At 52.5% G+C, this 17,490-nt stretch carries 16 protein-coding genes, 1 tRNA gene and 1 pseudogene; 7 read left to right on the plus strand and 11 right to left on the minus strand.

Annotated features, from left to right (window positions below; translation table 11 throughout):
* Positions 1-174: 174 nt before the first annotated feature.
* Entirely contained in the window at positions 175-504 is a 330-nt protein-coding gene (locus I6N93_RS07075; protein WP_139829900.1) for a hypothetical protein, read from the plus strand.
* A 585-nt stretch (positions 505-1,089) separates the two neighbouring features.
* Positions 1,090-1,857 carry an SDR family NAD(P)-dependent oxidoreductase gene (locus I6N93_RS07080; RefSeq protein WP_085684381.1) on the plus strand — a complete coding sequence of 256 codons (768 nt, stop codon included), beginning with the start codon at positions 1,090-1,092 and terminating at the stop codon, positions 1,855-1,857.
* A gap of 260 nt (positions 1,858-2,117) precedes the next feature.
* Here I6N93_RS07080 and potF read toward each other — a convergent pair whose 3' ends face one another.
* From potF to I6N93_RS07110, 6 genes are all read right to left on the minus strand, one after another.
* A complete protein-coding gene (potF, locus tag I6N93_RS07085) occupies positions 2,118-3,230 on the minus strand; it encodes a spermidine/putrescine ABC transporter substrate-binding protein PotF (RefSeq protein ID WP_085684379.1) in 1,113 nt (370 codons plus the stop codon).
* Positions 3,231-3,518: 288 nt separating this feature from the next.
* On the minus strand, positions 3,519-5,000 hold the full coding sequence (locus tag I6N93_RS07090) for an aldehyde dehydrogenase family protein (RefSeq protein WP_085684519.1): 1,482 nt from the start codon (positions 4,998-5,000) through the stop codon (positions 3,519-3,521).
* Between the two features lie 126 nt (positions 5,001-5,126).
* Positions 5,127-5,972 (minus strand): helix-turn-helix domain-containing protein, encoded by an 846-nt coding sequence (locus I6N93_RS07095; RefSeq protein ID WP_085684517.1) that lies wholly within the window; start codon positions 5,970-5,972, stop codon positions 5,127-5,129.
* 85 nt (positions 5,973-6,057) lie between these two features.
* On the minus strand, positions 6,058-7,455 hold the full coding sequence (locus tag I6N93_RS07100) for an NAD(P)/FAD-dependent oxidoreductase (protein WP_085684377.1): 1,398 nt from the start codon (positions 7,453-7,455) through the stop codon (positions 6,058-6,060).
* Between the two features lie 345 nt (positions 7,456-7,800).
* Positions 7,801-7,877, minus strand: a tRNA-Val gene (locus I6N93_RS07105).
* Positions 7,878-8,030: 153 nt separating this feature from the next.
* Complete coding sequence (locus tag I6N93_RS07110) at positions 8,031-9,404, minus strand: MATE family efflux transporter (protein ID WP_085684375.1); 1,374 nt, start codon at positions 9,402-9,404, stop codon at positions 8,031-8,033.
* A gap of 264 nt (positions 9,405-9,668) precedes the next feature.
* On the opposite strand from I6N93_RS07110, the gene I6N93_RS07115 reads away from it, so the two are divergent.
* Positions 9,669-10,316: a riboflavin synthase subunit alpha gene (locus tag I6N93_RS07115; protein ID WP_085684373.1), complete on the plus strand. Its 648-nt coding sequence runs from the start codon at positions 9,669-9,671 to the stop codon at positions 10,314-10,316.
* A gap of 48 nt (positions 10,317-10,364) precedes the next feature.
* On the opposite strand, the gene cfa is transcribed toward I6N93_RS07115, so the two are convergent.
* Positions 10,365-11,516, minus strand: a complete 1,152-nt coding sequence (gene cfa / locus I6N93_RS07120) for a cyclopropane fatty acyl phospholipid synthase (protein WP_085684371.1) — start codon at positions 11,514-11,516, stop codon at positions 10,365-10,367.
* 348 nt (positions 11,517-11,864) lie between these two features.
* The gene (gene purR, locus I6N93_RS07125; RefSeq protein WP_085684369.1) at positions 11,865-12,890 is read right to left on the minus strand and encodes an HTH-type transcriptional repressor PurR; all 1,026 of its coding nucleotides are present in this window, start codon (positions 12,888-12,890) and stop codon (positions 11,865-11,867) included.
* Between the two features lie 378 nt (positions 12,891-13,268).
* Between purR and cydH the strand changes: the two genes are divergently transcribed.
* Positions 13,269-13,361, plus strand: a complete 93-nt coding sequence (gene cydH, locus I6N93_RS07130; protein ID WP_099017386.1) for a cytochrome bd-I oxidase subunit CydH — start codon at positions 13,269-13,271, stop codon at positions 13,359-13,361.
* Positions 13,362-13,477: 116 nt separating this feature from the next.
* On the opposite strand, the pseudogene I6N93_RS07135 reads toward cydH, so the two are convergent.
* A pseudogene (locus I6N93_RS07135) lies at positions 13,478-14,057 on the minus strand (C40 family peptidase); the annotation flags it as partial.
* 577 nt (positions 14,058-14,634) lie between these two features.
* On the opposite strand from I6N93_RS07135, the gene I6N93_RS07145 reads away from it, so the two are divergent.
* A complete protein-coding gene (locus I6N93_RS07145; protein WP_085684367.1) occupies positions 14,635-14,985 on the plus strand; it encodes a Grx4 family monothiol glutaredoxin in 351 nt (116 codons plus the stop codon).
* A gap of 88 nt (positions 14,986-15,073) precedes the next feature.
* Here I6N93_RS07145 and rnt read toward each other — a convergent pair whose 3' ends face one another.
* A complete protein-coding gene (gene rnt / locus I6N93_RS07150; RefSeq protein ID WP_085684365.1) occupies positions 15,074-15,748 on the minus strand; it encodes a ribonuclease T in 675 nt (224 codons plus the stop codon).
* Positions 15,749-15,857: 109 nt separating this feature from the next.
* Positions 15,858-16,265 carry a lactoylglutathione lyase gene (gene gloA / locus I6N93_RS07155; RefSeq protein WP_085684364.1) on the minus strand — a complete coding sequence of 136 codons (408 nt, stop codon included), beginning with the start codon at positions 16,263-16,265 and terminating at the stop codon, positions 15,858-15,860.
* Between the two features lie 313 nt (positions 16,266-16,578).
* On the opposite strand from gloA, the gene I6N93_RS07160 reads away from it, so the two are divergent.
* Complete coding sequence (locus I6N93_RS07160; protein WP_085684362.1) at positions 16,579-16,818, plus strand: DUF1289 domain-containing protein; 240 nt, start codon at positions 16,579-16,581, stop codon at positions 16,816-16,818.
* A gap of 179 nt (positions 16,819-16,997) precedes the next feature.
* Positions 16,998-17,435 (plus strand): transcriptional regulator SlyA, encoded by a 438-nt coding sequence (slyA, locus tag I6N93_RS07165; protein WP_026740287.1) that lies wholly within the window; start codon positions 16,998-17,000, stop codon positions 17,433-17,435.
* Positions 17,436-17,490 lie beyond the last annotated feature (55 nt).

Genomic DNA, 17,490 nt, shown 5'->3' on the forward strand with positions numbered 1-17,490 from the left:
GAAATAAAAAATAGGTACGCTGCCGCTCCGTGATTTATCTCGGTTGCTGCATCCTTTGGTAGCATTCGAAAATACCCTGATATTTTGTTAAAAATAAGTACCTTTTGTATTCTATACACCACTCTGAATCGATGGGCAAGCGCTATGCGCGAGCAGACATCAGCGGTATCGGCGATGAAGAAGATCGCTGGTAATGGCTTCCCTGCGAGCCGGAACTACCGGGCGGCGGCGGCAGAGCCAGTCGTGTACCCTGGCTATCACCCGGACAACGTCATCACGGTTTCAGATTCGGACATGTCTGGACGCCGTGGCGCGCCGGGTGGATGCGTCGGACGCTCTGCCGCGAATTTTGCGCTATCACAGTTTATTCCTGAGTTTTTATTCTTCGAAATACGACATAGCACGATCTTTAAGGAGGACTGGCGTGGATATAAAGGATGCGTGTCTTGGGATGCGTGTCTTTATATCAGTTCGATGTTTTTCGCTATTCGCTTATCACGTTAAAAATAACGTAATAATAACGTTATTGTTTTCTCATTCGCAGTCGAACCATGGTGAGTAGGGCTGAAGCGGAGGCTGTCATTATTGATAATGTGGCGCTCGTTGAGCGTTGCCGCGTTTATTTAATGTGTAACCAAGTATTTTATTTTTAGAAACTGGAGTGTTTTTTTGAAAACAATAAACATTGTTGTGCCAGTGTATTTAAACAGCCAATAAATCAAGTGACGGTTTATTCGTTGTTTGAATCTTCGACAATGTCAGCGGTTATTTCCGATAAAAGCGTACTTAGATTGTTCTCACTATCCGCGCGTCGGGACGAGAGTCATGTGACGCGATGCAAGATCACGATCCGCTACCTAAACTGTAGCAAGAACGGAACGCATTCTGCGGCAAGCCACATCGTCAGAGAGGCTTCGCGCATGCTGGAGCCCACCTTCAACGTCTCTCCTCTCATGCGGGCCAGGTATTGCCATTGATCTCCCTGCATGTCTACCGTCTTACATTGACGGCGTCGACGCGAATGATGGCGATGCGCCGTCAGAATGCCTTCACTTTGGTGACTTAAACACGCAAATCACAGGAGATATTATGAGCGTTAATACTCATCACGATCGGCGTCTGGCGGGCAAAGTGGCTATTATTACGGGGGCGGCGAAAGGTATCGGACGCGCTACGGCTGAACGCTTTGCCTCGCAGGGCGCGCAGCTGATGCTTGCTGACGTGGATGCTGCGGGAGTCAACGACCTTGCCGCCCGCCTGAGCGAGCAGGGCATTAAGGTCATCGCACAGGCCTGCGACGTCCGACATGAAGATGATATTCGCCGCACGATCGACGCAACTGTCGCAGAGTTTGGGCGCATCGATATTCTGGTGGCCAATGCCGGTATTATTCCTGAGGCCACGCTGGAAGAGGCGACCGCTGAGTTATGGGACGAGACGTTTGCCGTTGATGCGCGCGGTATGTTTCTTTCGGCGAAATACGCCGCCAGAGAGATGGTGAAGGCAGGCAAAGGCGCCATTGTCTTCCTTTCATCTATTTCCGCCGCGGGCGGGCAGCCGGGGCAGGCCGTTTATGGTCCTGCTAAATTCGTGGCGTCGGGTTTGACCAAGCATCTGGCGATAGAGCTGGCGGGTAAAGGCATTCGCGTCAACGCCGTCGCGCCGGGCACGATCGATACCCCCGCCGTCGCGGGTCTGACCAAAGAAGGTATTGAGAAAGTGGTGGCGATGCATCCTTTGGGACGTATGGGGAAACCCGAAGAGATCGCCTGGGGGATTTTATTCCTGGCGTCCGATGAGGCGTCGTTTATCACCGGTGCCGTGCTGCCGATTGACGGCGGTTTCCTTGCACAATAAGAGGCGGTAAGGCATTTCGCTTAGACGAGTGCGTCGCATTTCGGCACAAGCCTCGTTTCCCTTGCGAAGTGAGGCTTGTGTTATGGGATATCATCAATGATGGATGGCAAAAACCGCCTTTACGGACAGCCCTGTAAGGCGATTGCTTTCCGGAGCCTTCTACTTCAGTTCTGGCGATCGCACAACGGTGTTTTTACCTTAGCGCTCGCTCTCTAACCGTGCGCGCCAGGGCGGTACGCTAATGGGCGGGATTGCGGGCGTTATTTTCCGCCGCTTTTCACCCGCGTCCAGGCGCGGGTACGAGCGCGGTCAAGCTTGGGTGACTTGTCCATCGTGATAAACAACCGCGCGCGAACTGCATCCGACGGATAAATGCCGGGATTGTTCCGCACCTCGTCGCTCAGCAGCGGCAGAGATGCTTTATTGGCGCTGGCGTAGAACACATGATCGCTGATTTTGGCGATGACGTCCGGGCGCATAAGGTAGTTGAGGAATTGATAGGCTTCGTCCACATTTTTTGCGTCCGCAGGAATGGCTAAGGTGTCGAACGCGACCTGTGCGCCTTCCTTCGGAATGCTGTAGCGAATATTCACGCCGTTCTTCGCTTCCTCTGCGCGTTGCGCTGCCTGCAAAACATCCCCCGACCAGCCGATAGCGACGCAGATATCGCCGTTGGCCAGGTCGTTAATGTACTGTGATGAGTGGAAATAGCGGATGAACGGACGCAGTTTCAGCAGGAGATCGGCCGCCGTTTGGCTGTAGTCCTTTACGTTATCGCTGTTGGGATTTTTGCCCTGGTGATTCAGTACGGCGGCGAAGATATCCTCCGGCGCATCCAGGAACGTCACCCCACAGCTTTTCAATTTTTCCAAATTTTCCAATTTAAATACCAGATCCCAGCTGTCTACCGGCGCATTTGCGCCCAGCACGGCTTTCACTTTATCGACGTTATAACCTATCCCCGTGGTGTTCCACAGGTAGGGGACCGCGTATTCACTGCCCGGATCGTGCTGCGCGACCAGCTTCATCAGCTCGGAATCGAGATTTTTCGCATTTGGCAATTTGCTCCAGTCCAGCGGGTGAAAAACACCGGCGGTGCGAAGACGCGCCATAAAACTGTCCGACGGCACCACCAGATCAAACCCGGTGCTGCCCGCCATTAGTTTACTTTCCAGCACTTCGTTGGAGTCGAACACATCATAGATCACCTTGATGCCGCTCTCTTTTTGGAAATTTTCCAGCGTATCCGGGGCGATATAATCAGACCAGTTGTAAATGTGCAGGACCTTCTCTTGCGCGGACGTGATAGCGGAAACGGCCATCAGTAAGCCTGTAACCGTTTTAGAAAACCTTTTCATATGATGGGTGAACATCCGTTGCTTCCTCCTATCGGGAGTGAATGAAACATTGACGAGCAGGATCGAAATTTTTTTAACGTTGCACGACGACGTTTCTCAGGGTTCTGGCAATCTGTCCCCTTGAATAAAATGGACGAGATTATCACGACATTCTATATAACCGATTGTTTTTAATAGTATTTTTAAAACAATTTGCCGATAATGAAAAATAGGAAAAACAAATATCAGAGGTTGCTTTACGCCGATAGGGCCGTCCGGTAGACGTGATGTCTTTTCCCTGAGGCGAGATACTGTTTGACGCTATCACGCCTGGTTCTTGAGATACCAACCCCACGGCTCTTCACTGACATATTCCGTAATCTGTTTCGTTTCCAGATAGTTGTCGAAACCCCAACGGCCGAGCTCACGCCCAATCCCGCTTTGTTGATAACCTCCCCAGGGCGCCTGCGTGAACGTGGGCTGCGAGCAGTTCACCCACACAATGCCCGCGCGCAACGCGCGACTGACCCGGCGGCAGCGCTCCGCATCTGCCGACATCACCGCTGCGGCGAGTCCGAAGCGGCTGTCATTGGCCTGTCTAACGGCCTCCTCTTCATCGCGAAAGCGCCGAACGGTCAGCACGGGGCCGAAGATTTCCTCCGTCCACAGCGCGCTCTGCGTCGGTGTATCCACGAAAATGGCCGGTTCGATGAACCAGCCCTGCGTCAGATGAGCAGGACGCTCACCGCCGCAGACCAGACGGGCGCCTTCGCGTTTGCCACGTTCTATCGCCTGCCGCACTTTCTGGTAGTGTTCGCCGCTGACCAGCGGGCCGAGCTGTACGCTTTCCTCCAGACCATCACCAATACGTATGCTGCGGGTGGCGTCGATTAATCGCTCGATCAGGCGTTCGTAGAGGCCTTCCTGCACCAACAGGCGCGAGGTGGCGGAACAGACCTGCCCTTGATTCCAGAAAATGCCGAACAAGATCCATTCGACGGCGGCGTCGATATCGGCGTCATCGAATACCATAAACGCTGATTTCCCGCCCAACTCCAAACTGACGTTTTTGATGTCCTGCGCGGCCGCCTGCATGATGGCGCGGCCGGTTGGCACGCTGCCGGTGAAGGCCAGTTTGTCCACGCCAGGATGGCGGGACAGGAGCGCGCCCGCTTCGCCGCCCAGACCGGTAACGATGTTGAGGACGCCGGCAGGCAACCCGACCGCATCGGCGATGGCGGCAAGCTCCAGCGCACCCAGCGGCGTCAGTTCAGAAGGTTTGAGCACGGCAGTCCAGCCTGCGGCCAGCGCAGGAGCGACTTTCCAGGCCGCCATCAGCAGCGGGTAATTCCAGGGGATGATCAGACCGGCGACGCCTAACGGTTCGCGCACCACGCGGCAGGTAAAACGCGGATCCGGCAGAGGGATAACCTGTTCTTCTGCGTCCAACGCCTCGGCCAGTGAGGCGTAGTACTCGAAGCAGCCGACGGCATCCTCGACATCCCACCGCGCTTCCGGCAGTGGTTTGCCGTTGTCTTTGACTTCCAGCTCGGCCAGTTCGTGTTGACGTTGACTCAGGAGGTCGGCCATAGCGCGGAGGTAACCGGCGCGGACTTTTCCGCTCATCCGCGGCCAGGGGCCATCATCAAAAGCGCGTCTGGCGGCCGCTACCGCCTTTTCGATATCGTCCGGCCCGGCTGCCGCAACTGTGCCGATGCGCGCTTCGGTCGAGGGATTGACGACCGCAAGATGGCCGTTTTGCATTGCCGATTGCCATCGGCCACCGATATAAAGCTGATCATGCATCGTGTTCATCTCCCCGATGATGGCGAATGTTCCGGTCAGCCGACATAGGGCTATGTTGCCCGTTAGCGGCGAGCGGAATAATGAATGACCTGAACGCGTCGTGAACGGCCCGTGGTGGGCGCGGCGTCAATCCGCGTTTTTGGCGATTTTATGCTGCAAATAAGATTTCGGCGAAAGTCCGGTCTCCTCTCTAAAGCAGCGGTAGAAGGTCGAAAGGGAGTGAAATCCGGCCGCTTTAGCGTCATCGTCGATGCGTTTGGATGAATATTTGCCGTCATCCCACTGCGTTAACACATGCCGAAGCCGGAGCCGGTTGAGATACTGGTAAAAACTGCAGCCCATGACGTGATTAAGGAAAAACGAGATCTGATTGCGGGTATAGCCCGTGGCGGTCGCGACCTGAATCAGACTCAGCTCCGCACTCAAATGGGGGCGGTGCTGGGTGAAATACTGCTGAATATCGTCGGCCATAATGCTCAGCTGCCGGGCGGACAGGCCCAGCCGTTGTGAGGCGGCACGGTGGTCCACATCGCTCGGCGAGCCTTTCCCCTTCGGATGAGAAAGCAGAGAGGCGTATTCATTGACGCGGATGATCATGCCTTCGCGGACCGTGACCACCTCACAACAGCAGATGATGGCATGGCTATCGCTGCCGCTGAGCGGAGTTTGATATTGCAGGGTTGCCGTGTCGCCATCAACGCGCAGGCGGTCGCTATAGTGGAGAGTGTCTTCCGTCGTCGTCGACAGACAGGCGCTGAGATAGTCGCGGAGCGCCTCGGGGGCGATGCGGCACCCCTGAAAAAAGTCGTTGTACTCTACCGTGGGTGAGTACAGGGCGATAAGCCTGTCCAGATCGCGTCGCCACCAGGCTTCGTAATAACGCATCATCACCTGCTGCGTGTGATGATTCGCCGTGTCGGGGGAATAAGGGGTCGTACTTAATCGTTCTGGGGCGCGTATGTCATCATCCATAATCAATTCCATTGCAGGTTCTTTCACAAAAAACCTAACCGATATTAGAAAAAAACGCCGCCGTTTTTACATCGGTCAGGCGCCGTCAGGAATCGAAGCCGATACCCAAAGCATCGAAGGTTTTCAGCAGCATATTACGATGCCCGTCCCGGTCCTCGCGGGCCAACGAGTGGATTGCCGCCTGTACGCCGGCGAAGCGCAGCGGTTCGGGGGGGAAGTGGATCGGCGCTCGCGAAAGCATGCGTAATTCGGTGCGCGGCGTTTTTTCTCCCGCAAGCTGGTCCAGCATGTTCAGCGCGGCGAAGCGACAGGCGGAGACGCCGAGTCCGGTATAACCCAATGCATAAGCAATCTTGCCGTCCGCCTCACAGCCGGTAAACATTGTCGTGCGTGCGGACGTGTCGATGATCCCACCCCAGGCATGGCTAAAGCCGACGTCTTGAATGGCAGGAAAAACGTCGCTGAACTGTTCTGCCAGACGGTTAAAGGTTTCGGGTCGTTGGGTGAGCGACTCGTCGCGACGGCTGCCGTAATGGTAGATCGCATCATATCCGCCCCACAGAATGCGGTTGTCCGCCGTTTTGCGGAAATAATGAAACCTATTGCCGCTGTCCGAGATGCCGTAACGTCCCGTCCAGCCGATATCGGCTAATTGCCCGTCGCTCAATGGATGAGTGACCAGTACGTAGTCGTAGACGGGGATGACCGTCGAGGCCAGATGGCGCAGCAGCGGCGCGGCGATGTTCGTCGCGAGGACGACCTGTTTGGCAAGGACGTCTCCCAACGCCGTGCGCAACCGGACGTTTTCACCGTGTTGCGTCAACGCTTTCACCTCGCTGTTTTCGTATAGCTCGATGCCCTGCGACAGACAAACCCGTCGTAATTCGCTCACCATTTTGGCGGGATTGACCATGGCGTAGTTCGATTCGAACAGGCCCGCACTGTAGCGCGGCGAGTTCAGCTTCTCGGTCAGGCTGTCGCCTTCCAGCCATTCGCATTCAAGGCCGAAGCGCTGATAATCCTGCTGCATGGAACGCAGCCCTTCGATTTGCCAGGGTTGGCTCGCCAGATTCAACTGACCGGTAAGCTCGAACTCAATCTCCATCCCAAATTCATGGAGGTCCGCGGCCAAATCTTCCAGATTGATTTTGCCCAACTCGATGAGTTTTCCCGCTTCCTTCGGCCAGCGATTGAGCGCGATGGAGATCCCGTGGGAGATGCTTGGCGAGCAGAAGCCGCCGTTACGGCTGCTCGCCTCGGAGCCGCAACGTCTGGCTTCGATAATGACAATCTTTTTCTCGGGCCATTTTCGGCGGGCCAGCAGCGCCGTCCACAGGCCGGTATAGCCGCCGCCGACGATGGCAAGGTCGCAGGAAATACGGTCTTGCAGGAAGGGCGCGGGCGTCCCGGCGGTAAGGGTATCCAGCCAGAACGGATAAGGTTTCACGTCAATAAATGCGTCTGGATTTGAATAAGTAGTCATGCGGGGCTCCTGAAACACAACGAATCTCTGTCTCTTTTGAGCTGAGTCTAAATACGCCTAAAAATGAAACAAAGACCACGGCTTTCCGTGCGGGTCCGCGAGAAAAAAAACTGTGACACGCTGTGAGGGGAGAACTAGGTCAATAAAGTTAAAAACAGATATCCAAAATACAGGGGTAGTATTGTTTATTCACCCACGAAAGGCGCGGTGGGGCCAGCAGAGGCTGGACGTAGAACATATTGAAGAACAGGCTGTTTTGGCTAAAAGCATCAGCTCGCAGGGAAATTTTTAGCACTCAGAAGAACGAGTGATGAAAAAGGACTCAGCGAAAAGGAGAAGTAGGAATGGTGCGTTCTAATGGACTCGAACCATCGACCCCCACCATGTCAAGGTGGTGCTCTAACCAACTGAGCTAAGAACGCATTCCTGAAGTGCGGCTGTCAGTGCGACAACGGGGACTGATATTAACGACCTGAGCGACGGCTGGCAAGGGGCGAATAAACCCAATTGCCGCCTTGCCGGTTCGATTGGCGAGCTTATATCCAGTTCGCCGTTTTTTTCATCATTTCAGTGAGTTAATGCTCCGAGCGCGCCAGCGTAACCGCCGCTGGTTGGTTCTGCACCCAGCGTATACGCAAGCCCATCATGATGGCGGAGGCGGTCAGACCAATAATGAATCCGCACCAGAATCCTGCCGGTCCCATCGGCGCAACCCATAGATCCGTCAGCGCCAGCAGGTAGCCGGAGGGCAGACCGAGCACCCAGTAGGCGGCGAGGGTAATAAAGAAAATAGAGCGGGTATCCTTATAGCCGCGCAACACGCCGCTGCCGATGACCTGAATGGCATCCGATACCTGATAGATAGCGGCGAGCAGCATCAAATGCGAGGCCATCGCGACGACCTGAGGATTGTCGTTGTAGAGCAGGGCGATGGGTTCACGCAGTACCACGGTGAATATCGCTGTGCAGAGCGCCAGCGCAACGCCGCAAAAAATGCTGGTGCGGGCGGCGATGCGGGCATCAGGCACTGAACCTTCCCCAAGCCGGTGTCCTACTCGGATGGTGGCGGCGACGCCCAGCGACATTGGCAGAACAAACATCAGCGAGCTGAAGTTGAGTGCGATCTGGTGACCAGCGACATCAATAACGCCCAGCGGCAGCACGAGCAGGGCGACAACTGCGAACAGGCTGACTTCGAACAGGATCGCCAGGGCGATCGGCAGCCCAAGGTTGAATAGCCGTTTGATGACGCGCCAGTCGGGACGCAAGGGCGTGGCATGTTTGCTGATATCTTGTATCCAGCGGGCCCGGTGCAGATATCCTGCCAGCAAAAACAGCATGATCCAGTACACCGAGGCGGTGGCGACGCCGCAGCCGACCCCACCCAACTCGGGCATACCGAGCTCACCGTGAATAAACACGTAGTTGATCGGAATGTTGACAAGCAGGCCGATGAAACCAACAATCATCCCTGGTTTGGTTTTGGATAACCCTTCGCACTGGCTGCGCAGCACCTGGAAAAACAGATAGCCCGGAACGCCCCACAGCAGCGCGCGCAGATAGCCGACCGCCTTGTCCGCCAGATCCGGCGAGTCGTTGTGCATCAGATGAATAACTTTGTCGCCTTGGTAGAGCAGGAGCATGGTGACGACGGAAATCACCGCGGCCAGCAGAAAAGCCTGCTGCCGTTGATGCGCAATGCGTTCACGCCGACCTGAGCCGTTGAGTTGGGCCACCACCGGTGTCAACGCCATCAGCAGGCCGTGGCCGAATAGGATCACCGGCAACCAGATCGAGGTGCCGACAGCCACCGCCGCCATGTCGGTAGCGCTGTATGAACCTGCCATGATGGTATCCACGACCCCCATGGACGTTTGAGACACCTGCGCAATGATGACGGGAAACGCTAGCGTTAACAGCTGACGCGCTTCCGATAGGTACTTTTGCACGCGAACACCTTTTGTAGAACGACAGTTTGTCATCCGAGATGACGCTATCATCCTGTTTCTTTGGAAAAAGTGGGGTATTGTAATGTTCTAACAACATTCTACCAATCACTTGTCTATATATACCCGCTAGCCTTAGCAGGTAAAACTGTCAGTCAAACTACCCATATCACACTATATCGTGCAAACTGACGTTAGCGCTTTTGCCGCTGGTAGGAAGCCAGCGACATTCTCTCATCGAATTGGATTTGTAAAGAGGCAGAATTAATGTTTACCGGTATCGTTCAGGGCACCGCGCCGGTGGTGTCTATTGATGAAAAAAGCAACTTCCGCACTCATGTCCTCCAATTGCCGCAAGCGCTGCTGCCCGGGTTGCAGATCGGCGCGTCCATCGCCAATAACGGCTGCTGTCTGACCGTCACGAAAATCGACGGCGATCTTGTCAGCTTCGACATCATGAAAGAGACGTTGCGTTTAACCAATCTGGCCGATTTGCAGGTAGGTTCTTGGGTGAACGTCGAGCGCGCCGCCAAATTTGGCGATGACGTGGGGGGGCATGTGATGTCCGGCCACATTATGTGTACGGCGGAAATTGTGAAGATTCTTATCTCGGAAAATAATTATCAGATTTGGTTCCGACCGACCGACGAAACGCTGATGAAGTATATTCTGCACAAGGGATTTGTCGGCATTGACGGCATCAGCCTGACGGTAGGTGAAGTGACGAAAAGCCGCTTCTGCGTGCATTTGATCCCTGAGACATTGCAACGCACGACGCTGGGCAAAAAACGACTGGGCGATCATATCAACATCGAAATCGATCCGCAGACTCAGGCGATTGTCGATACGGTAGAACGCATTCTGGCGAATCAGAACCTTTCTCTGTCCGTGGTTCCTACGCCTTCTCAGGCCTGACCGAGATGACAGGTTGGCGGAATGAATAGACCCCGCCAACCTGGTCTCTTAACGTGGCGCGCGAATCCCGCCTTCCACGCCATTTGTGCTGAATAGCACCTGCCATAACTGGATATTCCGCGCCCGGAAAGCCCCGGCACAGGCATTCAGGTAGTAGCTGAACATGCGCTGGAAACGAGCGGAGTAGGCGGAGGCCAGCTCCGGCCAATGCTGCTGGAATCGCTCATGCCAAGCCATCAACGTGCGGTCATAGTCGGCGCCGAAGTTGTGCCAGTCTTCCATCACCATGTAAGCCTCGCTGGCGCGCGCGACATGCTGGACGGATGGCAGGCAGCCGTTGGGGAATATATAGCGGTCAATCCACGGGTCAACGGACAGGTCGGTTTTGTTCGCGCCTATCGTGTGCAGCAGGAAGAGCCCCTTGGGTTTCAGATTTTTGCGCACCACGCGGAAATAGGTGTCGTAATTTTTGGGGCCGACGTGTTCGAACATGCCAACGGAGACGATGCGGTCAAACTGGCGGTCTAAATCACGATAATCTTCAAGCAGGATGGTAACGTCCAGATCCCGACATCGTTCCTGCGCCAGTCGCTGCTGTTCACGCGAGATGGTGACCCCAGTCACGGAAACACCGTAGTGCCGGGCGGCATATTCGGATAATCCCCCCCAGCCACAGCCGATATCCAGGAGCGTCATACCGCGCTGCAACTGCAGTTTTTCACAGATCATGCGCAGCTTGTTTTCCTGCGCCTGCTCCAGCGTCTCGGCTTCCTTCCAATAACCGCAGGAGTACTGCATGTGGGGGTCAAGCATGAGTGAGAAAAGGTCATTGCCAAGATCGTAATGTTCTTTTCCGACGATCCAGGCTCGTTTTTTGGACTGTAGGTTGGTGAGGCGGGCGATGAGAACGCGGGCGATATCACTAACATGTTTGGGGAGCTTATTATCAAGCCCGGCCCGGAGTACGCGGTGGAAGAAAATATCGAGCCTTTCACATTCCCACCAGCCGTCCATGTAACTCTCTCCGAGACCGAGAGAGCCTTCTCGCAACACGCGTTTATAGAGGTCAGGATTTTTGACCTGGATATCGAACGGACGAGCGCCATTGATGGCGATATCCGCCGAAGACAACATTTCTTTCACAATCTGGAACCAGGACGTGTTATGGATGTCCAGTTCCTCCACACAAGATGAACTCATAACCTCTCCCTATCTTGCTGTTAGCGAACACCGCAAGAAACAGCGTAGACAAAATTACCTGCAGAAGGTGTCGGTGGACGTGATCCATCGTCTATCCCCCGAAAAAGGGACTGGGGGGAAATTAAGAGAAAAGCCGGTACGAAAGGCATCTATCCGTGCCACAAAAGCCAGAATAGGCAATGTGTTATATCGACAGGATAGCAAACTGCTCTGTATGTCTTGTTCGTAGGTTATTGTCTTAGAAGACAGGGACAAGTTTATGACTGCTTCAACCAGGGTACAAGTTTTAAATGGCTGAAGCAGGGGAAAAGGCGGGGGTAATTATTTCAATCGAAAGAGATGTAATCACTAACGGCGATAATCGCGGAATGGGCCGTCAGACACGGATCGACGCTCAATTAATCGAGGATGTACCTCAATCACCTGGGACGTTTCACGCTTACTGGTAATTCGGTCTAACAGCATGGCGAACGCGGATTGCCCCAACCGTTCTTTCGGCTGATGAATGGTGGTCAGCGCCGGGGTGAAATAGCGTGAATGACGGACGTTATCGTAGCCGATGATGGAGATGTCCTGCGGCACGCGCAACCCAAGTTCATCCGCAGCGCAAAGGGCGCCCATCGCCATAATATCGCCGCCGCAGAACACGGCGGTTGGGCGTTTTTTTTGCGCCAATATCTGATGCATGGCTTTGTAGCCTGATTCCGGTTCGAAGTCGCCCTGTACGATCCACTCTTCACGGATATCAATGTCCGCTTCTTCGAGCGCTTTTTTGAAACCAAGATAACGCCCGCTGCCGGTATTGCGCTCCTGCAATCCCGGGATGGCCCCGATATCCCGGTGGCCGCGTTCAATAAGGTATTGCGCGGCGAGGTATCCGCCTTCAAAAGCGTTATCGATAACAGTATCGGTAAAGTCACTGTGTGCCTGGCCCCAGTCCATCACCACCATAGGGATGTGGCGATAGCCTTCGAGCATCGTCAGAAGTTCAGGCGGGTATTCCGCACACATGACCAGCAACCCGTCCACGCGCTTCTGCGCCAGCATGGCGAGATAGGCTCGCTGTTTGTCCAGATCGTTATGGGAATTGCAGAGAATCAGCGTATAGCCTTTAACATAGCAGCTGTTTTCGACGGACTCGATGATTTCGGCGAAATAGGGCGCCTCACTCGAGGTCGCCAGCAGGCCGATAGACTTGGTGTTATTGACTTTCAGGCTGCGCGCGACCGCGCTCGGAGAATAATGTAGTTCGTCAATGGCGGCGCGAACGGCGGCTTTGGTTTCTTCGGCGACGAATCTGGTCTTATTAATGACGTGGGATACGGTTGTGGTCGAAACGCCAGCACGCTTTGCCACATCTTTAATCGTTGCCATCTAAATGACTCCTAAATCTACTTCCTGCAGCAGTAAGTAACTTGTTAATCGTTTGCCTGCGCGAATCCTTCTCTTTCTGAAGATACGAGCCATTCAGAAGGTGGGGTGTCGACGGATATACCTGAAGATTAGGAAATGATGCTCGACCAACGGAGTTCGTACAGCAGTAAACCGGCGATTTTGTCCGATCCGGTCGAAAAGTGAAAGCGTTAATTCTACTCTTGCAACGATAAACGGACGTTACTGGTGAGATGGAACAGAAAGGTCACTTTTCCATAACATTATATTCATCATTAGGGTGTTGATAGATACCAATTCCCCTATACTGAACCGGCATTGCCACCTTGAATGTTGTGCTGAAAAATTAAGGAGAGAGTGATGGATACCAATTTGAAAATGTCCCTGTTGACGACGGTAGCGGCATTGGCCGTTATTATTGCCTTCAGTTTTACTGCGGTATTTGGCGCATAAGCCATACTGCCGGTATTTGTGCTCCCGGAAATCTTTCTTGTGGGCAGATTGCAAAAAAGGGACTTCGGCCCCTTTTTCTATTTCTTCTCGGCTTGGATTTTAATAACTGCTGCGGATTATCTCACCGTATGCGGCATGACGACCCGACGCGCGCCGATATAGTGTTCCTGCCAATAGTCTTCGCTAAGCTTGCTGATTTGGATATCTGAACCGTCGCGAAGAGACTGGATGAATTTTCCGTTTCCAACATAAACGCCCACGTGGTCTGTCGTACCGCGATGATTGATGCGGAAGAAGACCAGGTCGTCGCTTTCCAGCTCGTTTTTTTTGATAGGCGCGGCATCGCGCAATTGAAACATTTCATTGGCGGTGCGGGGAATGGTGATCTTCACAATATCTTTGTAGGCGCATAGACCAGCCCGCTGCCATCGAAACCGGTGTACGGCGATGAGTCGCCCCAGTGGTAGGGTTTGCCGATTTGGTTCATCAGCTTGTTGAGGACGGCGACTCTAGCACGTTGGGATCGTTGTTATGCGCCGTGCTCAGCACCAGGCCGCCGGTTTCGACGACATCATCTTTTCTTTTGCGGCTGATACGTTCAGCGGTCGTCTTTTCTTCTTTCACCCGAACAGGGTGGCCCCGTTTCGGCGCTTTCTTGGTTAGCGCTAGCGTGAATGGGTCCCGAGAGATTTTCTTGGCGTCCTTTTAAATGGGGTGATGGGAAGAAACGTCTTTATTTAAAGAGGAATAGGTCCCGGTCGGCGTTTGTTTTACGCTGCGTTTGGTTTTTTGTCGTTATCGGCGTCAGCGGTGGTTTTGGTCTTCAGCGGTTTGTTGCGGAATTTTTTCTTGTCTTGTGTGTGGTGGGCCGATATCGCCTGACTGAAAAATAGGCGGCTAAAAACCAATACGAAAAAGGTAACAATTAAACGCATTATAGTCTGACCGATGGTTGTTCTTGATCGCCTAATTTCCACAGTATTCCTTAAATCAGCATGATTACAAAACGCGAATAAGCAGTTAATGAGTATAGAATAGTGAAAAATCATTAATACGTATTGTTTTCTCGGTACTAATACATATTTTTGTTGATGATTTAACGGGTTAACGTTTTTAAAAACCACCCGGCGATAACCCTACAAAAGATGGCGTTTTTTGTGGTTATCGCTATCGTTAAAATGTGTCAAGGTAGTTGGGGCGAGCATACGCCCTTTACTGATGCCATGGCTAGTGGCTTATCATTAGCCATTACGTGCTTTAAGGAAGCAATAGAATGACGACAACGACAATTGAAAAAATCCAGCGTCAAATCGCTGAAAACCCGATCCTGCTGTACATGAAAGGTTCCCCAAAACTGCCGAGCTGTGGCTTTTCTGCTCAGGCTGTTCAAGCGTTGTCGGCATGCGGCGAGCGTTTTGCTTATGTCGATATCCTGCAGAACCCGGATATTCGCGCAGAGCTGCCTAAATATGCCAACTGGCCGACGTTCCCGCAGTTGTGGGTCGATGGTGAGTTGGTCGGTGGCTGTGATATCGTGATCGAAATGTACCAGAGCGGTGAGCTGCCGAAACTGATCAAGGAAACGGCGGAAAAACATAACGCTCAGCAGCAGGATCAAGAGTAAGTCAGAGGTTTGGACGACGGCGGGATTGACCGCGCGTCCGATACTGAATAGGGCGGCTTAGGCCGCCCTTATTGCGTCTGAATTATGTCTAACGCTGAGCCGCAGCGGTATTGTTTTCTTCGGACTCATTGAGCTCCAGCGGCCATCCGCCCATTTTTTTCCAGCGGTTAACCAGTTCACAGAACAGCAGCGTGGTGCGTTGGGTGTCATACAACGCGGAATGCGCCTGCGAGGAGTCGAAGGGAATGCCGGCGGTGATGCAGGCTTTAGCCAGTACGGTTTGGCCGACAACCAATCCGCTCAAGGCGGCAGTATCAAAGGTGGCGAAGGGGTGGAAAGGGTTGCGCTTAAGGCTGCAACGCTCGGTGGCAGACATGAGAAAGCTGTGATCGAAAGTGGCGTTGTGCGCAACAACGATAGCGCGATTACAGCCTTGATCTTTAATCCCTTTTCGCACCATTTTAAAAATTTCGTGCAGCGCATCATATTCTTTGACGGCGCCACGCAGCGGATTACTGGGATCAATGCCGTTGAAGGCCAGCGCTTCGGGCTGCAGGTTGGCGCCTTCGAAAGGTTCTACATGGAAATGCAATGTCTGGTCCTGCTGCAACCAGCCGTTATCATCCATTTTCAGCGTGATGGCTGCAATCTCGAGCAGCGCATCCGTTTTAGCATTAAATCCAGCGGTTTCCACGTCGATCACAACGGGATAAAACCCGCGAAAACGGGCGCTCAGTGCATTCAGATTAATTTTCTCAGCCATCAGTCTCTTTTCTTTAGCAAAAATGCAGTGCGTATTATGGCAAATTTTTGAAGGCGATGCAGTAATGCAGAGGCGACGGACGCGGCTGCGCGCCCGTCAGTAGGATAGGTTAGTTGCCCAAGCCCTGGCCGGCATGTTTGTTTTCAATCAGCTCTATTTTATAACCATCAGGATCTTCAACGAAGGCGATAATGGTAGTCCCGCCTTTGACCGGGCCGGCTTCACGAGTCACCTTTCCGCCGTCCTGGCGAATGCGGTCACAGGTGGCTGCCACGTCATCTACACCCAGCGCGATGTGCCCATAGGCCGAGCCCAAATCGTAGCTCTCGACGCCCCAGTTATACGTTAACTCAATCACAGCACCTTCACTTTCTTCCGTATACCCCACAAAAGCTAATGAATAGCGGTATTCCGTATTTTCGCTCGTGCGTAACAGGCGCATGCCCAATACCTGGGTATAAAAGTTAATGGAACGTTGTAAATCGCCAACACGCAGCATGGTATGAAGTAAACGCATAATTTCCTCTTATTCGGCTTTGCCAGTTACCATCACCGTGTACCACGGGAAATAGTTTGCAAAGTATAGCGTTCATAAAAATTTCAGTCCAAATCATTAATTTTTAATGTGTTAATACTCTGTTTAATGAGTGAAAACTGGTGTATGCGATTTGAGGGATTTCATCGACAGAAGAGTATCTGACCTGTTATTGTCTGCTAAGAATTGGGGACGGTTAGTCAATTATCTGAACTGTTTTTCAATATATCGGCAACGAACGCTTGCCTGCCATGGCGAACAACGGTTCAATAAAGGGATCCGATGAGGAGGTCCCGTGGCTGAGCAGCTTGAACTTTTTCCTGTACCTAATCCCTGTCGTGGTATCTGCCAAGCTAATGAACGTGGTTTTTGCCACGGATGTTTCCGTAGTCGGACCGAACGTTTTAACTGGACACAGATGAGCGATGCTGAAAAACAGAATGTTTTGAGGCTATGCCGACAAAGAATGAAGCGGTACGAGAGAGTAGAACAACCATTACCTTCAACAGAGTCGAAACAAACTCCCTTGTTTTAATGTTTGTTGTGCTGTTTAATGCCAAAAATCAAGTGTAAGATCATTTTTAATTAATGATTATTTGGTAAGATCTCTTGCGTTTTTAAAACAAAATTTAACTTCTTATTTTCTTTTCTATTAAATCAGAAATGGTTGCAATCCAGGGATATAACTTAGTCTGCTAATTATAAGGAGAGGTGATGGAATTGCCATTAGGATCTGATTTAGCTCGGTTGGTACGTGTTTGGCGCGCTTTGATTGATCAACGTTTAAAGCCTTTGGACTTGACCCAGACACATTGGGTCACTTTGCATAATATACATGAACTGCCGCCCGGACAGTCTCAAATCCAGCTAGCGAAAGCGATTGGTATTGAGCAGCCCTCATTAGTTCGCACATTAGACCAACTGGAAGATAAAGGGCTGATCACGAGACATATTTGTACGCACGATAGACGCGCAAAGCGTATTCTTTTGACTGAAATGGCTGATCCAATCATTGTGGCGGTGAATGATGTTATACAACAAACGCGCAGTGAAATACTGGATGGCATTACGCCAGAGGAAGTAAATAAATTAACTGTAATTATATCTCGATTGGAAAAAAATATACTGTCATTACATGAGAGCCAATCTTAATTAAATGCATTTCTAAAATGGATAAGTAATTAAGAGAGTAATTTGCGCCATCGTT

Source organism: Lonsdalea populi (genome assembly GCF_015999465.1).
Classification (GTDB): Bacteria; Pseudomonadota; Gammaproteobacteria; order Enterobacterales; family Enterobacteriaceae; genus Lonsdalea; species Lonsdalea populi.